Annotated in this window: 19 protein-coding genes; 11 read left to right on the forward strand and 8 right to left on the reverse strand. The window is 40.0% G+C overall.

From position 1 onward, the window contains the following. Position 1 precedes the first annotated feature (1 nt). Positions 2-499 (reverse strand): ribonuclease E activity regulator RraA, encoded by a 498-nt coding sequence (rraA, locus tag ACNSN2_RS00815; RefSeq protein WP_008465762.1) that lies wholly within the window; start codon positions 497-499, stop codon positions 2-4. Positions 500-898: 399 nt separating this feature from the next. On the opposite strand from rraA, the gene ACNSN2_RS00820 reads away from it, so the two are divergent. After that, positions 899-2,779, forward strand: coding sequence for a methyl-accepting chemotaxis protein (locus ACNSN2_RS00820; protein WP_054202552.1), 1,881 nt, complete (start codon positions 899-901; stop codon positions 2,777-2,779). A 71-nt stretch (positions 2,780-2,850) separates the two neighbouring features. Here ACNSN2_RS00820 and ACNSN2_RS00825 read toward each other — a convergent pair whose 3' ends face one another. From ACNSN2_RS00825 to priA, 5 genes are all read right to left on the reverse strand, one after another. Then, complete coding sequence (locus ACNSN2_RS00825) at positions 2,851-3,225, reverse strand: gamma-butyrobetaine hydroxylase-like domain-containing protein (RefSeq protein ID WP_418608173.1); 375 nt, start codon at positions 3,223-3,225, stop codon at positions 2,851-2,853. A 66-nt stretch (positions 3,226-3,291) separates the two neighbouring features. Then, the gene (gene hslU, locus ACNSN2_RS00830; protein WP_054202550.1) at positions 3,292-4,620 is read right to left on the reverse strand and encodes an HslU--HslV peptidase ATPase subunit; all 1,329 of its coding nucleotides are present in this window, start codon (positions 4,618-4,620) and stop codon (positions 3,292-3,294) included. A 12-nt stretch (positions 4,621-4,632) separates the two neighbouring features. Further along, positions 4,633-5,151, reverse strand: coding sequence for an ATP-dependent protease subunit HslV (gene hslV, locus ACNSN2_RS00835; RefSeq protein WP_008115012.1), 519 nt, complete (start codon positions 5,149-5,151; stop codon positions 4,633-4,635). Positions 5,152-5,232: 81 nt separating this feature from the next. Next, positions 5,233-5,760, reverse strand: coding sequence for an SPOR domain-containing protein (locus tag ACNSN2_RS00840; RefSeq protein ID WP_054202549.1), 528 nt, complete (start codon positions 5,758-5,760; stop codon positions 5,233-5,235). Between the two features lie 20 nt (positions 5,761-5,780). Continuing rightward, positions 5,781-7,964 carry a primosomal protein N' gene (priA, locus tag ACNSN2_RS00845; RefSeq protein ID WP_010390416.1) on the reverse strand — a complete coding sequence of 728 codons (2,184 nt, stop codon included), beginning with the start codon at positions 7,962-7,964 and terminating at the stop codon, positions 5,781-5,783. 230 nt (positions 7,965-8,194) lie between these two features. On the opposite strand from priA, the gene rpmE reads away from it, so the two are divergent. Both rpmE and ACNSN2_RS00855 read left to right on the forward strand, forming a co-directional pair. Next, on the forward strand, positions 8,195-8,410 hold the full coding sequence (rpmE, locus tag ACNSN2_RS00850) for a 50S ribosomal protein L31 (protein ID WP_008115018.1): 216 nt from the start codon (positions 8,195-8,197) through the stop codon (positions 8,408-8,410). Between the two features lie 524 nt (positions 8,411-8,934). Next, a complete protein-coding gene (locus tag ACNSN2_RS00855; protein WP_008465773.1) occupies positions 8,935-10,176 on the forward strand; it encodes a malic enzyme-like NAD(P)-binding protein in 1,242 nt (413 codons plus the stop codon). A gap of 71 nt (positions 10,177-10,247) precedes the next feature. Here the strand turns inward: ACNSN2_RS00855 and metJ are convergent, their stop codons facing one another. After that, positions 10,248-10,568: a met regulon transcriptional regulator MetJ gene (gene metJ / locus ACNSN2_RS00860; protein WP_008115021.1), complete on the reverse strand. Its 321-nt coding sequence runs from the start codon at positions 10,566-10,568 to the stop codon at positions 10,248-10,250. 198 nt (positions 10,569-10,766) lie between these two features. On the opposite strand from metJ, the gene metB reads away from it, so the two are divergent. Together metB and metL are read left to right on the forward strand one after the other, a co-directional pair. Beyond that, positions 10,767-12,014: a cystathionine gamma-synthase gene (gene metB / locus ACNSN2_RS00865; protein ID WP_054202547.1), complete on the forward strand. Its 1,248-nt coding sequence runs from the start codon at positions 10,767-10,769 to the stop codon at positions 12,012-12,014. A gap of 49 nt (positions 12,015-12,063) precedes the next feature. Then, positions 12,064-14,409, forward strand: coding sequence for a bifunctional aspartate kinase/homoserine dehydrogenase II (metL, locus tag ACNSN2_RS00870; RefSeq protein ID WP_418608179.1), 2,346 nt, complete (start codon positions 12,064-12,066; stop codon positions 14,407-14,409). Between the two features lie 48 nt (positions 14,410-14,457). On the opposite strand, the gene ACNSN2_RS00875 is transcribed toward metL, so the two are convergent. After that, a complete protein-coding gene (locus tag ACNSN2_RS00875) occupies positions 14,458-16,932 on the reverse strand; it encodes a penicillin-binding protein 1A (RefSeq protein WP_193049505.1) in 2,475 nt (824 codons plus the stop codon). Between the two features lie 131 nt (positions 16,933-17,063). Here ACNSN2_RS00875 and ACNSN2_RS00880 point away from each other — a divergent pair, with 131 nt between their 5' ends. From ACNSN2_RS00880 to aroK, 6 genes are all read left to right on the forward strand, one after another. After that, positions 17,064-18,143, forward strand: a complete 1,080-nt coding sequence (locus ACNSN2_RS00880; protein ID WP_418608181.1) for a pilus assembly protein PilM — start codon at positions 17,064-17,066, stop codon at positions 18,141-18,143. After that, positions 18,131-18,703, forward strand: a complete 573-nt coding sequence (locus tag ACNSN2_RS00885; protein WP_010390430.1) for a PilN domain-containing protein — start codon at positions 18,131-18,133, stop codon at positions 18,701-18,703. The genes ACNSN2_RS00880 and ACNSN2_RS00885 overlap by 13 nt, the downstream gene beginning before the upstream one ends. Further along, a complete protein-coding gene (locus ACNSN2_RS00890) occupies positions 18,693-19,295 on the forward strand; it encodes a type 4a pilus biogenesis protein PilO (protein ID WP_010390431.1) in 603 nt (200 codons plus the stop codon). The genes ACNSN2_RS00885 and ACNSN2_RS00890 overlap by 11 nt, the downstream gene beginning before the upstream one ends. Then, entirely contained in the window at positions 19,295-19,831 is a 537-nt protein-coding gene (locus ACNSN2_RS00895) for a pilus assembly protein PilP (RefSeq protein WP_418609024.1), read from the forward strand. The genes ACNSN2_RS00890 and ACNSN2_RS00895 overlap by 1 nt, the downstream gene beginning before the upstream one ends. Further along, entirely contained in the window at positions 19,818-21,908 is a 2,091-nt protein-coding gene (locus ACNSN2_RS00900; protein WP_054202544.1) for a type IV pilus secretin PilQ, read from the forward strand. The genes ACNSN2_RS00895 and ACNSN2_RS00900 overlap by 14 nt, the downstream gene beginning before the upstream one ends. Before the next feature lie 493 nt (positions 21,909-22,401). Then, positions 22,402-22,920, forward strand: coding sequence for a shikimate kinase AroK (gene aroK / locus ACNSN2_RS00905; protein WP_008466255.1), 519 nt, complete (start codon positions 22,402-22,404; stop codon positions 22,918-22,920). Positions 22,921-22,930: the final 10 nt, after the last annotated feature.

The raw sequence follows: 22,930 nt of genomic DNA on the forward strand, positions 1-22,930 counted from the left end.
ACTAAAGTTCTATTATTTCTAGCTCTAATTCTTCAGCAGAAAGTACAATACCTGTACTGTCGGCATAAACAAAGTCATCATCAAAAAATGATACGCCAGCAAAATTAACCCCTATACCGCTTTCGCCCGCGCCTTCACTGTCTGCTGCAACAGGAATTGATGCAATAGCTTGGATCCCTAAATCAAGTTCTTCAAGCTCATCAACGTGACGTAATGCACCATATACGATAATGCCTTGCCAATTGTTTTCTAGTGCCAGCTCAGCCAGCTCAATGTCGATTAATGCTCTGCGAGTTGAGCCGCCGCCATCAATAAGTAAAATCTGATCAGTACCATCTTGAGAAAGTAATTGGCGGATCAGTTCATTGTTTTCAAAACATTTTACCGTTTTAATGCGGCCACCAAAACTGTGTCGACCACCAAAGTTGATGAACATAGGTTCAAGCACGTCAACCACATCAGCAAAGTGGTCACATAAATCAGAAGTGCTGTAATCCATTATTTTATCCTCAAAAGATACATAAGTTAGTAACTCAGTATACCCTCCTTATAGGCAATAACAACGACTTAATCGCAGTAAATTTAGCCATAATTAGAACTAAATCAACTATAAGAATAATAATTCTTTCATAAACTTGTCATTTATTCACAACAAGATTATAAACAGGTGTATTGCATCTTTGATACAGTTGAACTTTTCCTCCTCAGTGGCAAGAGTTGTAAAATTGAGTAATACTGTGGTTAGGCCAATGGTTTAATATTGTCCATTTGTTTAAAAGGAGTTTGTAAATGGTTAAATTTTACCGGCGACCCCTTTTATTTTGTTCAAACTTAATGATTTAAATAAAATGAAGCATCACGTTATACTGCGCTGGCAAATTTAATATAGGTATTTACAATGAATTTTTTACAAAATCTGACGATAAAACGCCGTTTGCAACTAAATGCCCTAGTTGTTGGCTTAGCAATGATTGTCATGCTATGCATTATCATTTATGAAGCACGTGTAATGCTTAAATTAAATGAAACAATTCAATACGCCGAAGAGCTTGATGTGCATGAGCTTTCGATGCGTAAATATGAAAAAGATTTTTTATTTTATAAAGATGAAAATAGCTTAGATTTATTCACCAATGAATACAAACAGCTTCAGCTAAAACTGGGAAAGCTATCTGTTTTATCAAACGATTTGGATATTGCCATTGCTCAGGTTAACCAATTTGAGGCGCTTGCAAAGCAGTATTATGATGACTTTCAAGTTGTTGTTAATTTACAGCGAAAGATAGGTTTACACCCTAAAGATGCACTCTATGGCGAATTGCGTGAGTCAGTACACAACATTGAAACACTGCTGAACCAGCAAAATAATTATAAATTACTTACTACTATGCTGCAGCTACGCCGTGCTGAAAAAGACTTTATGTTACGTTTAGATACCAAATATTTAGACCGATTTAATAAATTGGGTGATGAGTTAAAACAACAAATAAATACCGCAGAAATACCTAGTAATATACGCAATCAATTAACCTCATTAATGACTAATTACCAAGGCAAATTTACCGCACTAGTCGATGCACAAGTCGCCTTAGGGGTTGATTTAGATTCGGGTGCTCTTGGGAAAATGAGAGTTAGTGTTAAGAAAAGTGATGATGTGGTTACTGCCATTACTACGGCCACTAAAAAGCAAGTGAGTGAGACAGCTCAGCAGGCGCAATTATTAGCAATAGCCATATTTATAGTTGCCAGTATTATTGTTATGGTCCTTGTGTATTTAACTAGCCGCTCAATAATTCAGCCTATTGAGAAAGTTTATCAAACTATTGACAAGATAAGACGAAACAATGATTTAAGCTTATTCATAGAGCACAAAGGAGAAGATGAAGTCACTAGGATGACCATAGATTTTAATAGCTTGATTAGCGACTTTAAAGATCTTATCTATGAAGTAAATACTGCTCTGACAACGCTTAATATAGCAACAGGTAACTTATCTGAAACAACCTCAGCAACTAGTTCTGGCATGCAAGAGCAATTGCATGAAGCGGACATGGTGGCAACGGCAGCCACAGAAATGCAAGCAACGATTCAAGATATTTCACATAATACAGAAGCTGCAGCTAAAAAAGCTGAATCAACCAATGTAAGTGCTCAACAAGGTCAAGTTGAAGTAGAGTCAACCATTAAACATATTAATGCTTTGTCTGATTCGCTTGGTAAGGCCTCTAGCGTGGTGTCACAGCTAGAAAAAGATGGTGAAACCATTGGCTCTGTACTTGATGTAATTCGTGCCATTGCAGAACAAACTAATTTACTGGCTCTAAATGCGGCTATTGAAGCAGCAAGAGCGGGTGAGCAAGGTCGTGGTTTTGCGGTTGTTGCAGATGAGGTGCGCTCACTTGCACAACGCACGCAAGAGTCAACTAGCGAAATTGAAGGTATTATTAACACCTTACAACAGCGTACCCAAGAGGTAGTGAGTATTATGCATCAGTGTCGTACTCAGGGTGGTGAGAGTGCAACACAAGCAACAAAAGCGGGTGAATTGCTAGGAGCAATCACTGTTGATGTGCAAACGATTATGGAAATGAGTACACATATAGCCACTGCTATTGATGAACAGAGTCAGGTAGCATCAGAGGTTAATAAAAATGTAGTCCGTATTCGAGATATTGCTGAAGGAGCTGCCGCTCACTCACAAACTAATGCGCAAACCAGTGAAGAGGTATCTGAGCAATCAAGGGTGCTTCATCAAGCAATCTCAAAATATAAAGTATAACTTTCCATAGAAAAAAGTGGCTTAATTGCCGCTTTTTTCTTACTAACTAAGCAGAGGCATCCCCACTGGCGCTAAGGTACAAATTTTATTGGTACACTGTCTTTGTTATCTTCATTCTGCTTAACACGTTCTAAATATGTGTCCCACAAGCTCGCCTTCTCAGCCTGCAGCTTAGCAAAATATTGCCAGCTAAATAGCCCGCTATTATGACCATCGTCAAACTCTAAACGTAATGCGTAATGCCCTACGGGTGCAATGTTTTTAATAGCCACAGCTTGTTTATTAAGTACTAATTTCATAGGCTCAGAGCCATGGCCTTGCACCTCGGCTGAGGGAGAGTGTACCCGTAAAAACTCCGCACTGAAGGTTGTCTCTGAATGATCATCAAAGAACACATCTAAATTTTTACTCACACTATGATAGTGCACTTTAGTTACTTGTTTCATTGTCATCTCACTTACAAAAAAGCCTCCATGCTGGAGGCTTTAGTATAACGTTTTATGTCTTTGCAATTAAAGAATAAAGCGACTTAAGTCTTCATCTTCAACCAGTGCACCTAGGTGTTTTTCAACATAGGCAGCGTCAATAACTAAACTTGAACCTGCTTTTTCTGAAGCATCATATGAAATTTCTTCCATTAATCTTTCCATAACAGTATGCAGACGGCGAGCACCGATGTTTTCAGTTTTCTCATTAACCTGCCACGCGGCTTTAGCAATACGCTCAATTGCATCGTCGCTAAACTCAATAGCAACTTGTTCTGTTTTAAGTAGCTCACGTTGTTGTTCAGTAAGTGATGCGTGTGGCTCAGTTAAAATACGCTTAAAGTCATCGGCTGTTAGTGCTTCAAGTTCAACACGAATAGGTAAACGGCCTTGTAGTTCAGGGATCATGTCTGATGGCTTAGACATTTGGAATGCACCTGAGGCAATAAATAGCATATGGTCAGTTTTAACCATGCCATGCTTAGTATTAACCGTAGAGCCTTCAATAAGCGGTAATAAATCACGTTGTACACCTTCACGGCTTACATCTGGGCCTGAAGCTTCACCACGCTTACAGATTTTGTCTATTTCATCAATAAACACAATGCCATTTTGCTCTACCGCAAAAATTGCTTGCTCTTTCAATTCTTCAGGGTTGACTAACTTACCGGCTTCTTCTTCGGTAAGTAGTTTAAATGCTTCTTTAATTTTAAGCTTACGTTTAGTGCGTTTATCACCACCCATATTTTGAAACATGCCCTGTAGCTGGTTGGTCATTTCTTCCATACCAGGAGGAGCCATAATTTCAACATTCGGTTGAGCTTGCGCTAAATCAATATCAATTTCTTTGTCATCTAGCTGGCCTTCGCGTAATTTTTTACGAAACGATTGGCGTGTTGATGAGTTATCATCGCGCTGAACTTCACCGTATTGATCTTTCACTGGAGGCAGTAATACATCTAAAATACGCTCTTCTGCAGCTTCTTCTGCACGGTGTTTAAACTTTTTAGTTTGTTGCTCACGAGTCATTTTAATTGAAACATCAACTAAATCACGGATGATAGTTTCAACTTCTTTACCTACATAACCCACCTCTGTAAATTTAGTGGCTTCAACTTTGATAAAAGGGGCATTAGCAAGTTTTGCTAAACGACGCGCAATTTCTGTTTTACCTACACCAGTTGGGCCAATCATTAAAATATTCTTTGGCGTTACTTCTGTGCGTAAGTCTTCGTTTAACTGCATACGGCGCCAGCGATTACGAAGGGCAATAGCAACCGCTTTTTTTGCTTTTGCTTGACCAATAATATGCTGGTCTAGCTCATGAACAATTTCTCTTGGGGTCATATCAGACATGGCGAGTTCCTATTACAATTCTTCGATAGTTTGGAAGTTATTCGTAAATACACAGATGTTGCCAGCAATTGTTAGGCTTTTCTCTACAATTTCACGAGCACTTAAGTCGGTATTTTCTAATAAGGCGGTTGCAGCAGATTGCGCAAAGTTTCCGCCACTGCCAATTGCGATCAGGTCGTTTTCAGGTTGTACGACGTCACCATTACCAGTGATGATCAGTGAGGCAGTTTCATCAGCGACAGCTAATAGAGCTTCAAGTTTACGTAGGGCGCGATCGCTACGCCAATCTTTAGCCATTTCTACGGCCGCTTTAGTTAGATTACCTTGGTGCATTTCTAATTTGCTTTCAAAACGTTCGAAAAGGGTGAAGGCATCAGCAGTACCGCCAGCAAAACCAGCAATTACTTTGCCATTATAAAGACGTCGAACTTTTCGGGCATTGCCCTTCATTACAGTATTACCAAGGGAGACTTGGCCGTCACCACCAATAACAACTTTGTCATCACGGCGTACACTTACGATTGTAGTCATGTTATTCCTCATCATCGCGCTGCAAGGGGGCAGCGCGTAAAAAACGATTATGAAGAGGTTATATGGGTGAATGGTTTAAATTCAAGTCCAGCCCCAAATTCCGCAGCCAACGATATTAATTCGTTTTAGTTTATTTTTATCACTTTCTGCTTGGCGCTTGGTTTCATAAGGCCCTAAACGCACCTTATACCAAACACCATTGGTACCTGTGGCTTTTTTGATCTCTGAAATTAGCCCAGCAAAGGCTATTTTAGCCTTTAAGGTTTCAGCTTGTTGATGCGTTTTAAATGAACCACACTGCATAACATAAGGGCCTTTTTGTTCAAGTTCTTTCACTTCAACTTGAATTTCATGCTCTTTAATTTCTTTAATAAATTTAGGTGGTCGCGGTTTAGCTATTTCTACTTGTTTTTCGGCTGTTGGGTTTGCTTGTTTTTCAACAAGATCAGGATCGGCATTATTTTTAACAAACCAGAGTCCGTATGCAAAGCCACCGACAAGTACTAGTGCAATCAGGGTTAATAACAGCGGAAAAGGTTTTTTAGCCGGTTCTTGTTTGGTGTTTTTTCTATTTTTTGGTTTTTTATTAATATAATCGTGCTGTGCCATGGTGTTATGTGTGGCCTTACCTAAATCATGTCTGTAGGGTCTACGTCTAAACTCCAGCGAACTTTTTGAGCTAGTTTACTGGTGCTGAGATAATTAACCATTTGTGCAAGATACGGGTGTAAAATGCGTCGATCTTGCGCTTGAATATGTAATTGAAAACGATACATCCCCGCAATCTTTTCTAAAGGCGCAGGGATAGGTCCAAGCAATTGTATACCAGATACCCCATTGACAGGAACCAAATCCGTTAGAAAGTCGACGACTTGCTTAATGTTATGTCCCTGTGCACGAACTATCGCCATACTGGTGATGGGTGGTAACTGCGCGTCACTTCGTTCAGTGAGCGCAAAGCGGGCAAAATCTTGATAGCCGTTATTAACTAAATCTTGTAATAATGGGTGCTCAGGGAAGTGTGTTTGTAATAATACTTCACCGGGCTCACCAGAACGTCCAGCTCTGCCTGCAACCTGAGTCACTAATTGAGCAAGGTGTTCTGTTGCCCTAAAGTCACACGAATATAAACCACTATCTACATCTAAAATGAGTACTAAGCTTACATCCGCAAAGTGGTGGCCTTTGGCCAGCATTTGCGTACCGACTAAAATGCGTGCGCCACCTTGGTTTATTTCATCCAATGCTTTTTCAAGGCTGCCTTTGCGCCTCGTAGAGTCGCGGTCTATTCGGCTAATTGGGATGTCTTTAAATTCAGTACTCAAAAATTCTTCTATTTGTTCAGTGCCTTTACCGTTAGGAAATATCTGCGTGCTACCACAATCAGGGCATTGATGCGGTACTTGATATTGGTCACCACAGTGATGGCAAATCATCTGACCGATGGCTTTATGAAAGGTTGCACTCGTGCTGCAGCGATTACATTCACTTAACCAACCACACTCATGACATATTAAAGTAGGCGAAAAACCACGGCGGTTTAAAAATACCATTACCTGCTTACCTTTATTCAGGTGCTGGCGCATTATCGCTAGGCTCGCATGGGCAATACCTGCTTGATCAGGCTGACCTTTCATGTCGAGAAGCTTAAATTGATTATCGGTGGCAGTTTGTGCTCGCTCACTTAGTGTGAGTAACTGGTATTTGTTATTAATTGCTTTGTGCAGTGTTTCTAATGCGGGAGTCGCACTGCCTAAAATAAGCGGAATGTTATGCTGATAAGCACGATACGCTGCTAAATCGCGTGCATGATAGCGTAAAGTATCTTGTTGTTTAAATGAAGCATCATGTTCTTCATCAACCACAATCATCCCGAGTTTTAAAAAGGGCAGAAAAATACTCGAACGAGTACCTATAACGATGGCACAACTGCCTTTTTCACAAAACCGCCATGTTTGCAGGCGCTCGTTATCGGTGAGCGCTGAATGCCATAGCATAATTGGCGTGTCAGGGAAGCGGCGCCTAAAACGATTCACTGTTTGCGGTGTTAGACCTATCTCAGGAACAAGTACTAACGCTTGCTCTCCACGCTTTAACACCTCTTCAAGGCACTGTAGGTAAACTTCTGTTTTACCGCTACCAGTGACACCTTCAAGTAAAAAGCTATTGAAACCGGTGCTTTGATTAATAGCTGTGCAAGCAATCGCTTGTTCTTTATTTAAGCGTGGCTTAGTGCCCACAGTAGGAGAGGCATGTTGCCATTGATTGTCATGTTCAATGGTTTGCACTATCAACTCTTTTGCCAACAGGCTATCAATAGTCTTTTTATTAAACCCGAGTGCTTTTAGTTCCGTTAATGATGACTTACCCGATGCAGATAATTGCTTAAGCAAGTTAAGCTGTGTTTTAGCTTTTAAAGATGGTAAAAGCGCCCCTTTATCAGTTAACGTCAGCATATTTATACTGGTTTTATCAGGGCATTCACCTTGGCGCAGCGCATTGGGGAGTGCAATATGAATAGTTTCACCTAGTGGATAACAATAATAACGCGCAGTAAACTTCAGCAGCTCCAAATGTTGCGCAGATAACACCGGCGAATTATCAATTACTTCAATAATAGATTTGATTTTGCCTTCAGGAACTTCTGTATCGGTTTTTAAACTAAGGATAACCGCTACTTTTCGTTGATTGCCAAAAGGGACGAGTACGCGCATGCCAGGCTGCAATTGAGTCAGCGGTGTTAATTGCTCATCCACTTTATAATCAAAGGTGCGAGGTAAGGGGACTTTTATTGCAACTTCAACAAAACACATAACAACTCAACTAAGAAACCTAATAGCCTAATGTACTAAAAATAGTATTAAAAGCCTACCGACAAATCAGTAATCAATAGGTGTTTGCCGACTTTTTAGTAAAAAGAATAATTAAAGCTTGTGTGCGTGCGGGTTGTTGGATAAAATTCGCGACCAATAAATTTGTTTTAACGACGTATGGTGCCAGACTTCGGGTTTGGAGAGCGATGCGGCCTTAACTAGAGGTTCCTATGAAAGAAGGTATTCACCCTAAGTACGAAGTAATTTCTGCAACTTGTTCATGCGGAAACAAATTCGAAACTCGTTCTACTTTGTGTAAAGATATTCACTTAGACGTATGTTCTGCGTGTCACCCGTTTTACACTGGTAAGCAAAAGATTTTAGACACTGGCGGCCGTGTTGATCGCTTCAACAAGCGCTTCGGTGCACTTAGCAGCAAAAAATAATTTTTTGTTTCTATGTAAAAAAAGCACCTTAGGGTGCTTTTTTTGTGCCTAAAATTCACTTATCCCTCCATTTTTATAACAGTTTTGTATTTATTATTTTTGCATAACTATTTCCTGTTCTTATTCCGAATATGCATAAACATTTGCAGACAAAATTGCCAATATTCTCTATATTTTTATTTGTTACACTTTAAATATGGTACTTAAATGTAGTTAACGTGAAGTTATTTGTATTTAAAGTTAAACAAAGTTCGGTATTTCACTATTTTAATTTAAGACTGAAAAGAGTATTTCATAAATATTGAATAAGGGTAAAAACGACCTGTAATTTTCATTTTTATGACGAATTTATATTTTAAAAATGTCAGGATAATCTAGGGAAGTTGCTGATAAATCACTTAAAATTAAGAGTTCTAGCATATAACAGGATAGACCTGATATTGCTTGGAATTTAAAAATAATAAAGGTATCGTAGAATAAAACTACCTCTCACTTTAACTTAAATTGCAGGATATAATCGCGTTATGTCAGATTTTCGTGAACAAGCACTACATTACCATGCCCATCCCGTTCCAGGTAAAATCAGTATTGAGCTGACCAAGCCCGCTGAGACGGTTAAAGACCTCGCGCTCGCATATAGCCCAGGTGTTGCAGAACCTGTTCGTGAAATTGCCGCTGATCCAGCAAATGCCTATAAGTATACTGGTAAAGGAAATATGGTTGCGGTTATTACTAACGGCACCGCAATTTTAGGCTTAGGTAATTTAGGCCCTCTGGCCTCAAAACCAGTAATGGAAGGCAAAGCATTATTATTTAAACGTTTTGCAGGCCTAGATTCAATTGATATAGAAGTTAAGCACCGCACAACCGAAGACTTTATCAACACGGTTGCGAATATTGCAGACACGTTTGGTGGTATCAACCTAGAAGATATTAAAGCGCCAGAATGTTTTGAGATAGAAAAAGCACTTATAGAACGTTGCAGCATTCCTGTGTTTCATGATGATCAACATGGTACGGCAATTGTAACGGCTGCGGGTATGCTAAATGCGCTAGAAGTACAAGGTAAAGCAATTGAAGATGCGATTATCGTGTGTTTAGGTGCCGGCGCTGCAGCTGTTGCCTGTATGGAGCTTTTAATTAAGTGTGGCGCACTGCGTGAACACATTTATATGTTAGACCGTAAAGGCGTTATTCATACACGTCGTGATGACTTAAATGAATATAAGCAATTATTTGCAAACAACACGGATAAACGTACTTTACAGGACGTAATTGAAGATGCCGATGTGTTTGTTGGTGTATCAGGCCCTAATTTATTAGCCGCCGATGATTTGAAGTTAATGGCTGACCGCCCAGTTGTATTTGCATGTTCAAACCCCGATCCTGAAATTGATCCGCAATTAGCACATGCTGCACGCAACGATCTTATTATGGCGACTGGCCGCTCTGATTATCCGAACCAAGTTAACAACGTACTTTGTTTTCCATTTATTTTCCGCGGCGCACTAGATGTACGCGCAAGTGAAATAAACGATGAAATGAAAATAGCTGCTGTAGAGGCAATTCGCAGTATTGCTAAAGAGCCAGTTCCGGCTGAAGTACTGACTGCTGCAGGTATCGATAAATTAGAGTTTGGTGCTAAATATATTATACCAAAACCTATGGATCCGCGCTTACTGCCTCGTATCGCCAAAGCCGTTGCTCAAGCTGCAGTTGATTCGGGTGTGGCACAAATTGATATGCCAGAAAATTACATGGCGTAATTTTAAGTGTAAATTAACGCAAAAAAACCTCAGCATTTGCTGAGGTTTTTTTATAACACAGATAAAGAAATTTAGTCTTCATTTAAAATAGGCACTTCTAGTCCCATTTCTTGCATTATTTTCTTCACCTCTTCAGGTACTTTTTCTGCGTTGTCTTTACGTAGATCATCATCATTAGGTAGCGGTTGCCCTGTAAACGCATGCAAGAACGCTTCGCATAAAAGCTCACTATTTGTTGCATGGCGTAAGTTGTTTATTTGACGACGGGTACGCTCGTCGGTTAATACTTTTAATACATTTAGCGGGATCGAAACGGTGATCTTTTTTACTTGTTCGGATTTTTTCCCGTGTTCTGCGTATGGGTGAATATATTCACCATTCCATTTAGCCATAAGATGTATCGTTGCCTCAGATTATAAATTGCTCACACAGCATCAAAGCGTGTAAATATGCGTGAAATTCTATCGGTTTAAAAAAGATAGTCAAATACTAGTTATTTAGCTATCTAGACATTTAAATGTTTTGACATCTTAAACTGCATGCGCTACCTTTTAGACGTCTAAACATCCAAAATAGTAAAGGTGACGAAAATGAGTGAAAAAAATAAGGCAACAATTGCTGTTCGTACTGGAATAGAAGCCGATAAACAGCATGGTGCGGTTGTTCCACCGCTTTATTTATCAACCACTTACTCATTTGCTGACTTTGATACCAAGCGCCAATATGATTATGGCCGCAGTGGTAATCCTAACCGTGACATTTTGGCTGAGGCGCTCACTGAACTTGAAGGCGGGGCTAAAGGTATAATTACCGCAACGGGCATGGCGGCTGTTCACTTAACAACCCAATTATTAAATAGTGACGATACATTAGTGATCCCTCACGATTGTTATGGGGGCAGTTATCGTTTATTTACTTCACTGGAAAAACGCGGCTTGTTAAAGCTAGAAGTGGTCGATTTCACTAAAAGCGAAAGCTTATCGCAAATTCTTGCTATTAAACCTAAGCTGATCTGGATTGAAACACCGAGTAATCCAATTTTACGATTAACTGATATTAAAGCAGTTACCGATATTGCTAAGCAGTGCGGTGCTCTGGTTGCTGCCGATAACACATTTTTATCGCCGGCTTTGCAAAATCCGATTAAATTTGGTGCTGATATTGTGGTTCACTCAACTACTAAATATATCAATGGTCATTCAGATGTTGTTGGGGGGGCGGTTATTGCAGCAACCGCTGAGCTTGGTGAAGAACTGGCATGGTGGGCAAATAATATTGGCATTACTGGAGCGCCATTTGATAGCTATTTAACTCTCAGAGGTTTGCGCACGTTAAACGTGCGTTTGAGGCAGCACCAAGAAAATGCACTCGCTATTGCACAGTATCTAGAAAACTCCCCGTTTGTTGCTCAGGTTTACTATCCAGGTCTTGAATCTCATCCACAACATGCGCTTGCTAAGGCGCAGCAGTTTGGCTTTGGTGCAATGGTTAGTTTTGATATCAAAGGCGATATAAACGATGCTGCAGCGTTTTTAACGCGCTTAAATGAATTTAGTTTGGCGGAATCATTAGGCGGAGTTGAAAGTTTGATTTGTCACCCCGCAACCATGACCCATGCAGGCATGGAGGCGACTGCCCGTGCAGAAGCTGGGGTGGGTGATACGCTTATTCGTATTTCGGTGGGTATTGAAGATGCAAAAGACTTACTTGCTGATTTAGACAGGGTATTTAATTTGGTTCGCCCCGGGCAAGCAGATAATGCTTTAGCTGCAAAAAATGGTGCCAGTGAGTCATTTGGCTCAGCGAAACTAAACGCGGCGCATCCGGCGTTATGGTAGTGCCTACCAATTTTGAAAATATAAAACATGAAGTCGAGTTGGTATTAACATGGTAAATCAGGTTCATAAATTTGGTGGTTCGAGTTTAAGCTCAGCGGATCGCTTTAAAAGTGTCGCAAATATTATTTTAACTCATGCTCAAGCCGGGGATTGTGTGGTGGTATCTGCTGCCGGTAAAACCACCGATACCTTGGTTAAATTGTGGCAAAGCTTTGAACAGCAAGATGCCCAAGCGATTGCTGACATTATTTTATTAATAAGTAATCATCAATCTTCGCTAATTGAACAATTGCTTATAGCCAATGCTAAGCATGAAGCACTCAATATACTTGCCACTGAGCTAAGCATTATTACTCAGCAGGCTAAGCAAAACATATTAACTGAAGCGTGGCTATTAGCTCATGGCGAATTATGGTCTGCAAGGCTATTAAGCGCTTACTTAGGGCAACTTAACGTTAGTGCTTGCGCTCTGGACGCTAGGCAGTTATTCATATTAGACGCAGGGCAGCTACAGCATGCTAATAATCAGCAGCAGTGCTTAAAAGCCATAGATACAAGCAAAATTAATGTCGTTACAGGGTTTATTGCGGCTAATTTACAACATGAAACCGTGACCTTAGGGCGAAATGGTAGTGATTACAGTGCTACTTTATTAGCACGATATTGCAATGCTAAAAAAGTGTCTATTTGGACTGACACTCAAGGTGTTTTTAGTACTGATCCGCGTAAGGTCGCTAATGCGATTAAGTATGCGCGGGTGTGCCGCGAACAAGCTAATTTATTGGCTAGACTAGGTAACCCCGTACTACATGCTAAAACATTATCGCCATTAAAAGGGACCGATATAGAGTTAATTGTTCGCAGTAGTTACGATCTTCAAGGCAGCCATACCGAAATAGTTAAACTAGGAATGAGTAAACAAAAGCGCTTTTTAACCACGATTAACAATGTGGATTTACTCACTGTTGATGACTTGAGTGAAGGCGAGGTAGCGCATGTTAGTCAGCTTATTCAGCATAGTTTGCATCACTTTGAACATGCGGGCGAAATTTACTTGGTAGTCCCTGCGTCGGCGACATATCAGGTGGTTAATTATTTTGCTGGCCGCGCCAACATTAGTGAGTCTAACTTAAATGGGGTTGCAATTATTGCATCAGAGCAAGATATAGCGATGCTCGGTGAGCAAAGTGCCGCTGTACTTCAAGCGCAATCAATCCATCCTAGGTTTACTCATTTTGGTGACGGTTATACGTTATTATTAACCGATCAGGTACTTGAGAGTGATGTGCTGAGCTTACTGCATGATAAATTGATCAATAAAGCGCAAGAAATAGCTTTAATTATTGCAGGGCTTGGTAATGTGGGTACCGAATTTATGCGCCAACTACCAGCACAACTAGCCCGTTTATCATCAGGTTTTAACGTTAAGTTAGTAGCATTACTGCGCTCAGAGCAGATGCTGGTTAATGCCAATGGGTTAGATTGTGAGAGCTGGCAACAGCAATGGGAAAACCATGCAAGCCCCTGTCAGCAAGCTGATTTGTTGTCATACATTGATACGCTTGAATATGAACATAAGGTAGTGATTGATATTACCGCCAGTGAATATTTTAGCCAGCTTTATAGCAAATTTGTGGAATTAAATTGTCACTTAATTAGTGCGAATAAATACGCAGGCACAGCTCCGCTGAGCTGGTATCAAGCATTACGTGAAGATTTGGCACAGCGCGGCTTACATTGGCGTTATAATGCCAGTGTGGGAGCCGGATTACCGATTAACTTTGCACTGGCCGATTTGCAAAACAGTGGCGATAAAATAACGCGTATAGAAGGCGTGTTTTCTGGCACGCTGTCATGGTTATGTAGTATGTATGATGGCAGCAAGGCATTTTCAGATTTAGTGCTTGAAGCACAAGCTTTGGGGTTCACCGAACCTGATCCGCGAGAAGATTTATCTGGCCGAGATATGCAACGCAAGTTGCTTATTTTGGCGCGTGAATTAGGTATTGAATTGGAACTTGGTGACATTTCTTTATCGGCATTGATGCCCGATGAGCTAAGTGCGGGCAGTTGGAATGACTTTGTTGATAACAAGGCTAGTTTAGATACGTTTATCAAGCAGCACTTCGAAGCGGCTTTGCAACAAAATGCTGCACTGTGTTATACCGGATTGCTAGAGTTTAAAAACAGCAAGCTAAACGCTAAGGTAGGAATTGCCTATGTACCAAAAAGCGAAGCGGTTGCTAATTTAACACCTGGCGATAATATTTTTGTGATTAATACTCAGTGGTATAACCAAAACGCATTAGTGATACAAGGCCCCGGTGCGGGTAAAGAAGTGACCGCAGCGGGCGTGCACTCTGACTTATACTGGTTGGTACAAAATATTAGTTAGACCATCAAAAAGGCCGCAAATTAGCGGCCTTTTTGATGTTCGCTATATTTAAAATAGCTCTTCTTCAGTTTTAGTGTTTTCTTCAAATATATCATTTGGTTGTGATAACACATACTTGGTGGGAGCGGTGCCTTTTTCAAAGTATTCAAAACGGCTGGTGTAATCGTTTTTATGACTTAATAGCCCCGTTTCTAAGTCAATACGAATAGAAACCAACCCTTCAGGCGGTTCGATAGGTGCCGCAGGTTTACCATCCAGTGCGACTCTCATAAAATCCACCCATGCAGGCTGAGCTGTTTTAGCACCTGATTCTGCGCCTGATATTTGCCCACTTCCTAAGTTATTGTTATAGGTTGAGCGTCCCAACGTATTACCAGGGTTATCAAAGCCAACCCAAACAGAGGTCATCACATCGCGATTAAAGCCGCTAAACCAAGTATCTACAGAGTCATTCGTGGTGCCTGTTTTACCTGACAGATCGCGACGTTTTAGCGCTTGTGCACGCCATCCTGTGCCACTCCAACCTGTTTTATGAGACCAGCTACCACCCCCCCAAATTGCGCTGTTCATAGCACTGGCAATTAAAAATGCATTTTGTTTAGATATAATCTGCGGCGCGCAATTTGGTGCTACTTGCTCACTTAGCATTAGCGAGCTAGGCGTTGTCGCTTCATCATCACAAATTACAGTCGGGTTAGTTTTAAATAAGGTGTTGCCCATGGCATCTTGAATTTCTGAAATAAAGTAAGGTTCGATTAAGTGGCCGCCATTGGCAAAAGTACTCATGCCACGAGCTAACTCTATTGGAGTGATAGATGCGCTACCTAAAGCCAGTGATTCACTGCGATTTATATCTTCATTTGCAAAGCCAAATTTAAGTAAATGATCGGCTGTACGTTGCAAGCCAACACCACGTAATAAACGTACCGAAATCACATTTTTTGATTGTGCTAAAGCACGGCGAATGCGAATAGGGCCATTATAAATGGCAGGGCTATTTTTAGGTCGCCATGCGACACCTTGGCTTTTATCCCATTGATTTATAGGAGCATCATTTAAAATTGACGCTAAGGTGTAGCCTTTTTCAAGTGCAGCAGAGTATATAAATGGCTTAATATTAGAGCCAACTTGGCGTTTAGCTTGCACTGCACGGTTATATTGGCTTTGTTCAAAGCTGTAACCGCCTACAATGGCTTTTATACGCCCGTCTTGTGGGTCTAAAGACACAATGGCGCTTGCAGCTTCAGGGATTTGACTCAAAATATAGCTGTTGTCATCATTTTTACGCAGCCATATTTGCATGCCAGGCGTTAATATATCGCTTGCTGCTTCAGGAGCAAAGCTTTGGCGATAACGGGTGATAAACTTACGTGCCCACTTTAGATTATCCCAAGTCAATGTTGTGCGTTCGCCGCTTTTAAGTATTACTTCCGCGCTTTTGTCGGATACATTTAAAACTGCAGCGGCTTTTAGAGGGCCTAGTTCATTGGCCTCTTTTAAAATGTTTAATAACTTAGAATCAGAAGGTGTGGGCTCTGTTTGTGGATCCCATAAAATGGCTTCAGGACCTCTAAATCCATGGCGCATATCATAGGCATGTAAATTGTTAACCAAAGCCGTTTGTGCCGCCTGTTGAATATTTGACTCAACAGAAGTATACACTTTAAATCCAGAGTTATAGGCTTTATCTATACCGTAGCGCGATACCATTTCAGCACGTACCATTTCTGAAATATATGGCGCATATAAGTCAATTTCAGCCCCATGGAAATAGGCGGTAATTGGCTGGCTCGTAGCTTCGTTATACTGCGCTCTAGAAATATATTTTTCATCTAGCATTCGCCCTAACACTACATTTCTTCTGGCCTTGGCTCGCTTTGGATTACGAATAGGGTTAAGTGCTGAAGGTGCTTTGGGTAAACCGGCAATCATTGCCATTTGTGCAAGAGTGAGCTCTTTTAGCTCTTTACCATAATAAACCTGAGCAGCTGCACCAATACCAAAGGCTCGGTTTCCTAGCTCTATTTTATTCAGATAAAGTTCAAAGATTTCATCTTTTGAAAGTAAATTTTCGATATGGATGGCAATAAATATTTCTTTTACCTTACGAATGTAGGCTTTTTCTCGCGTTAAAAAGAAGTTACGAGCCAACTGCATCGTGATTGTACTAGCACCTTGCTTTTTTTCACCGGTAGAAATAAGAACCAGTGCTGAGCGTACAATACCAATTGGATCGATACCGATATGGTCATAAAAACGGTTATCTTCTGTTGCTAAAAAAGCTTGTAATAAAGGCTCAGGAATTTGGTCTATAGTTACAGGGATACGTCTTTTTTCACCAAATTGGTTGATTAAGAGCCCATCTTTGGTGAATACTTGCATAGGCGTTTGTAATTGAACGTTTTTTAAAACCTGTACGCTTGGAATATCGGATTTAACGTAGTAATAAAGGCTAAGCAATGTAATTAGTGCAAGTAATGCACAAATGATCAAAAATTGTAAAGTTCTTTTTAATAAAATCACTGATAATTCCCTAAACGGACTCCCAATTACAGGTTGAGACTGCTAGTATATATTGATTAAAAATTGAATAATATTTTTTAAGATATAAATTATAACTTGTTTATTATTAAAACAAAGGCAAAGTTTCAAACATGCTAAGTCAATTGATAAAAAAACCATTGCCTATGATGGTGGGTATTGATATAGGATCGCACTCTATCAAGGCCGTGCTTTTAAGTGAAACAGAAACTGGGCTTCGACTAGAGGCACTTGCAATTGAACCTATGCCAAAAGGCGCTATGAGCGAGCGTAACATTCAAGATATTGAAGCAATTGGCAATGTGATAACCAAGTTAAAACGAAAACTACCAAAGTCATTAAAGTCTGCTGCTGTTGCTGTCTCAGGGCAAACAGTGATTACCAAAGTCATTTTCATGGATGTTTCCTTAAGCGACGCTGAATTAGAGTCACAGATTGAGATTGAAGCCGATAGCTTGATTCCTTATCCATTAGATGAAGTCAGTTTAGATTTTGAAAAACTCTCTACTAACAGTGCCGATCCGAGCAAAATTAATGTTCTACTTTCTGCAGCGAGAACGGAAAGTGTGGAAGCGAGAGTAGGCGCACTTAGTGCTGCAAATTTAACAGCCAAAGTAGTGGATGTTGAAAGTTATGCATTAAGTCGGGCTATGGATGTTTACTATCAACAGCTCCCATCTGATGCGTTTGATAAGACCGTTGCAGTAGTTGATATAGGTGCAGTGCTTACCTTGGTCAGTGTAGTGCAATCTGGTGAAACAATTTATACCCGCGACCAAGTATTTGGTGGTGACCAATACACAAATAGTATTGTTGCTTACTACAATAAAGGCTTTGATGAGGCTGAAATTGGTAAAACAACGGGTGATTTACCTCCTAATTATACATTTGAAGTGTTAGCGCCTTTTCAAACCTCGCTATTGCAGCAAGTTCGTCGTGCTGTACAAATGTTTTTAACTACAACGGGTAAAGAGCAGTTGGACTATATCGTACTGACTGGCGGTTCTGCCATGATTAAAGGTATTGATAGGTTATTAATTGAAGAATTAGGGATACATACGGTTGTTGTTGAACCATTTGATAAAATGGAAATATCACCTAGAGTAGATCGTAATATAATACAGCGCCACCGCACTCAGTTTGCAATTGCGACCGGCCTGGCGTTGAGGAGTTTTTCATCATGCCACATATAAATTTACTACCTTGGCGTGAATTACAGCGTGAGCAATCTAAAAAGAAATTTATTACATTGCTGATGGCCGTGGTTATAGTTTGCTTTGTAACTATGTATGCGCTGAGTACATTTTATAGCGGTCTAAAAGAAGGACAAATGCTAAAAAATAACTACCTCAGCTCAGAAATTACAATGCTTGATCAAAAAATTCGCGATATACGTGATTTAGACAAAAAAAAAGAAAACCTACAACAACGTATGCGTTTAATTGAAGAACTACAAAGCAGCCGAAATTTAGGCACGCAAATAATGGATGAAGTGGCAAAAATAGTGCCTGCCGGGGTTTACTTAACCAAGCTTGAGCGTAAAGGTAGTCAAATTCATGTATTAGGTAAAAGTGAGTCTAATAATCGTTTATCCACTATGCTTCGACAGGTACAAAGTTCTTATTTATTAGAGCGCCCGACAATGCAAGGTATTGTTGCAGGTGAGCAGTCTTCTCGTTTACTCAGCGATTTTAATATGGAGTTCTACGTAAAACCATTTGGCAGAATAGGTGAGGTACGTAATGAACCTTGATTTTAAGTCGTTTTCAGAAATAGATTGGAATGAAATAGAGCTTGATAATATAGGCGAGTGGCCAGTTATTGTAAAAGCAATATGCTGCTCTTTTGTTGCTTGTCTCGTATTGTTTTTTAGCTACAGCTTATTAGTGTCAGATGAGATAGAAAGCTACCATAACGCGGTTGCCAAAGAGATAGAATTACGCACAACTTATCGAACTAAATATGCAGTTGCCAGTAAGCTCGATATCTATCGTGAACAAATGGTTGAGATGGAAGATAAGTTTTCTCAGCTATTAAAACGTCTACCTACCTCAAATGAGACGCCAGGATTATTAGATGACCTTTCCTATGTGGGGACAACCAGCGGCTTAACATTTTTAAAAATTGGTTGGCTACCAGAAGTTGAAAAAGAGTTCTATACCGAACTACCCATTAAAATTGAAGTGGTAGGCACTTATCATGAGTTTGGTGAATTTGTAGGAAAAGTGGCTCAATTGCCAAGAATAGTAAGTTTACACGACTTTTCTATTTTATCATCTGGCGAAAAGCAGCTAACATTTAGTGTAGTAGCAAAAACTTATCGTTATGAAGAGGGAGTAAGATGATGAAGCAACTTCCCTTTTTAACTGTCGCAATATTGTTGCTCAGTGGCTGTAATGAAGATACATCTGAGCAAAAAGAATTTATTGATCAGGTTAAGGCAAACACTACTGCACGTGTAGAAAAAATACCTGAGTTAGTTAAATTTGAGCACTTTGAATATAACGCCAAAGATATACGTAGCCCTTTTGTAGCACCAGAACCAGAAATTATACAAAATAAGCTAACACAAGTTAAAAACTGTCTTCACCCAGACCCAGAACGTGTTCGTCAACCTCTGGAGAAGTACCCATTAGATAATTTATCAATGAAGGGCACAATAGGATCGAACGGCAAGACATGGGCGCTCATTACAGCTGCTGATAACACCTTACACCGAGTATCCATAGGGAGCTATTTAGGTACCTATGATGGAAAAGTAAGCAGTGTTAACAGTGACTATATTGAATTAGTAGAATTAATCCCTGATGGGTCAGGTTGTTGGAAAGAACGTTTGACCAAATTAGAAATGTTAGAGGCGGCAACTGATGGCGCAAATTAATAAGAAAAATGGTATTCCCTATATGCACAAAGCTGAGTGTTCGCATCACCGTATTTTAACGACGTTGCTATTTGTATTTTTATTACTAATTACGAAAACAGTCAGTGCAGCCCCTTTACTCTATGATGTTCGATATAATCCATTACTTAAAGGTGAAACCGAGTTACAGCTAGTATTTGATGAAGAGTTACAGCAACAACCTGAGGTACAAGTTTTTAATAGTCCGGCACGTATAGAGCTATTATTTAATGCTGTTGAACTAGATGAAGGGTTGGCAAATATTGCTATTAACCAAGCAGGAATTAGTAACATCAGCAGCATGATGACTAGCGCAGGTTTAAAGGTAACCATTAATTTGGAGCGATTAAAAATATATGAAACTGAGGTAAACAACAATTTAGTTTCAATAAGAATATCTGATAATCCTCTAACAGAGCAAATAGTAACAACAAGTGAAGATGCACCTGCTTATACCTCTAATTATATTAATGGCATTCAAGCAATTGATTTTCGCCGCGGTGAAAAAGGTGAAGCAAAAGTACTTGTTTACCTGCAAGATACACAGGCTGCTATTGAGGTTCATGAAAGTGGCGGGAAAATCATTGCAGAGTTTCATCATACCGATATTTTAGATGACTTATTATATGAATTAGACGTACTCGACTTTGGTACTGTAGTGAGCAGTATAGAAACGTTTAAGGAAGATAATCTGACACGCATTGTAATTGAACCTAATAAAGCTTTTGCTTACACGTATCAGCAAATCGAAAATATTTTTACCTTAACGGTTGAGAAAGACGAGACTCAAAATGGATTTTTAGATGGAGGCAAAGAATACTTAGGCCGCCCTATGACGCTTAATTTTCAGGATATCTCTGTTCGCGCTGTGTTACAGATTATTGCGGGCTACAATGATTTTAACTTGGTAACAAGTGACTCAGTAACTGGCAATATTACCCTTCGCTTAGATGGGGTCCCTTGGGATCAGGCGTTAGACGTCGTGCTAAGAATAAAAGGCTTAGACAAACGTATGGATGGTTCTATATTAATGGTGGCGCCATCTGAAGAGCTTGCTGCCCGTGAAGCAAAAGAGTTAAAAGCGAAGCAACAAGTTGAAGATTTAGAGCCACTATATAGTGAATACATCCGTTTAAATTACGCCAAAGCAGAAGATTTTGCCGACTTATTAAAAACAGATACCAATAGTATTATTACAGCGAGAGGCAGTGTGTCTGTTGATCAACGTACTAATACGCTATTAATGAAAGACACAGCAAAAAGCATTGAAAGTGTTCGCCGCATGGTCGAAACCTTAGATATACCGGTCAAACAAGTGGTTATTGAAGCGCGTATGGTAACCGTTCGTGATAATGTAACCGAAGACTTAGGCGTTCGTTGGGGCTTCAGTGATCAACAAGGCTCTGATGGTGTTTCTGGTACATTAGAAGGCGCTGAAACGATTTCTAATGGAAATATTCCTAGCCTTTCAGATCGACTCAACGTTAATTTACCTGTCGCAAATCCATCGGCAAGTATTGGTATGCATATAGCTAAACTAGCTAATGGAACGTTAATTGATTTAGAATTAACTGCGCTCGAAGAAGAAAATAAGGGTGAAATCATTGCTAGTCCGCGTATCACCGCTGCTAACCAGCAAAAAGCGCGTATTGAGCAAGGTACTGAGATCCCATATGTTGAATCTGCTTCAAGTGGCGCAACAACTGTAAGCTTTAAAAAGGCAGTGTTGAGCCTAGAGGTAACACCTCACATCACACCAGACAACAAAGTTATTTTAAACTTAATAATTACTCAAGATACCCGTGGTGATACTGTTCAAACAGGAACTGGTCCTGCTGTTGCTATTGATACGCAACAAATTGAGACTCAAGTTCTCGTTGAGAATGGACAAACGGTAGTGTTGGGTGGTATTTTCCAACAGCAAATTATTAATTCGACCAAAAAAGTACCTTTATTGGGCGACCTTCCTTACGTAGGAAGACTATTTAAAAGCACAAGCGAGTTTAATGAAAAGCGCGAACTGCTGATTTTTGTCACACCTAAAATTCAAATAGACTAATTACCTAACCTGAGTGCTGCTTGAGACAGATTGACTCTTCAGGGCTTTGGTTACTCAAACTATCTAGGCTGAACGACAAACTAGATGGAATTGGTATTTAGTTATGTTGGTGTGAACACTCCCTGTAAATGTACAATTAGGCAGTATATAATTTTATATTGTGTACTGTACTGCGGATGCATTTTAAGACTACGTTTATGTTGTTTGTGACTGAGTTTTTTTGAAATTACTATACAAAAGCACTTACTAAGTAACACGTAGTAACCTTTAATTGCATAAATTTTAACCCTAGAAGATAAACTTGCCTATAATAAGGTGCTTTTTTGTTAACCAATGGGTAATTATTTAGTTTAATTGCTCGTTATATGGCTTTTTATCCTAATTGACTTGAAATACCCGACCGATTACTGAGATAATCCCTTTCTTAATTTTGGGGCCAGGTCGTTAGGCGGGGTTTTATTTCAAATTTTAGAGTTCGTTTGTACTAAAAGATATGGCTGAGAAACGTAATATATTTCTAGTTGGCCCCATGGGGGCTGGCAAAAGCACGATTGGTCGTCACATCGCTGACCAATTACACCTTGAATTTGTTGATTCTGATCAAGAAATCGAACGTCGCACGGGCGCAGATATTGCCTGGGTATTCGATCTTGAAGGTGAAGAAGGCTTTAGACTTCGTGAAGAATCTGTTATTGGTGACTTAACCGAGATGCAAGGTATTGTTCTTGCTACTGGTGGTGGCTCAGTAATGAGTAAAGAAGTTCGAAACAAGCTTTCGGCTCGCGGTATTGTTGTATACCTAGAGACACCGATTGAAAAGCAAGTTGCACGTACGCAACGCGACAAGCGTCGCCCATTACTGCAAACAGAAGAAGCACCTCGTGATGTACTTGAGCGCTTAGCAGAAGAGCGTGAACCATTATATAAAGAAGTAGCTGATTTTGTTGTACGCACTGATGAGCAGAGCGCGAAAGTTGTTGCTAACCAAATAATCGAGAAATTGGATTTTTAAAAGCCAGTAT

The organism is Pseudoalteromonas sp. US3C1013 (genome assembly GCF_048401115.1).
GTDB lineage: Bacteria > Pseudomonadota > Gammaproteobacteria > Enterobacterales > Alteromonadaceae > Pseudoalteromonas > Pseudoalteromonas undina.